Source organism: Streptomyces botrytidirepellens, from assembly GCF_003721215.1.
In the GTDB taxonomy this organism is placed as follows: Bacteria; Actinomycetota; Actinomycetes; order Streptomycetales; family Streptomycetaceae; genus Streptomyces; species Streptomyces himastatinicus.
In genome coordinates this window covers 1-668 of the sequence record NZ_RIBZ01000382.1, presented here as the reverse complement: position 1 = coordinate 668, position 668 = coordinate 1, and the positions used below count along the sequence as shown (strand labels likewise).

The window sequence follows — 668 nt, the reverse complement described above, 5'->3', positions numbered from 1 at the left end:
GGCCGGGCCCGGGCGGGCGGGGGCGGGGCGTAGCCCGGCCCGCCGCCGTACGGTGCTGAGCGCGGCGGCGTCCAGCAGGGCGGACGGGGTGTCCTGCCCGGGGCGCACGGCGACGGGCGGGGTGCGGCGCTCGGTGCCGAGCAGGGCGGCGGCGACGAGGTCGTCCCACGACACATGCGCGGATTCGGCTGCGGATGCGGCTGCGGTGCTGGTCCTGGTCAACGCGTGCCTCCGTACGAGGTCGGGCCGGTGCCGATGCCGAGCGGGACGGGTTCCGGATCCCAGGTGGTGAGGGGCGTGATGCCGCGGTGCCCGCACTCGCCGAAGACGGTGACGGGGCGGCCGCCCGCTATCGCCGCGAGCTGCCACAGGTTCGTACGGCCGAGGCACCGCGGATCGATGGGGAGCGCGGTCCCGGCCGCCTCGTCCGCCAGCTGCCATCCGTCGTCGCCGGGGACAGGTGTGACGCCGGAGAGCACGACGGGCCAGCCCTCCAGCCAGGGGTCGTCGCTCAGCGCCTCGCCGTAGGCGGCGAGCGCCGCGTCGACGCCGCCGCCGTCAGGCACCCCGCTGGGCATCTCCCCGGGTGCCGGGGCTTCCGCGGACGCCGCGCCGCCCGCACCGTCCGCGTCGTCCACGGCGGCCGCGCCGTTCACCGCGGCCGCCGG

At 78.6% G+C, this 668-nt stretch carries 1 protein-coding gene and 1 pseudogene; both read right to left on the bottom strand.

The features are described 5' to 3' along the window. On the bottom strand, window positions 1-222 hold a 222-nt coding region (locus EEJ42_RS50365), incomplete at its 3' end, for a DUF5691 domain-containing protein (protein WP_484422013.1). Continuing rightward, window positions 219-668, bottom strand: a pseudogene (locus tag EEJ42_RS31080) (hypothetical protein); the annotation flags it as partial. The pseudogene EEJ42_RS31080 and the gene EEJ42_RS50365, both read right to left, overlap by 4 nt.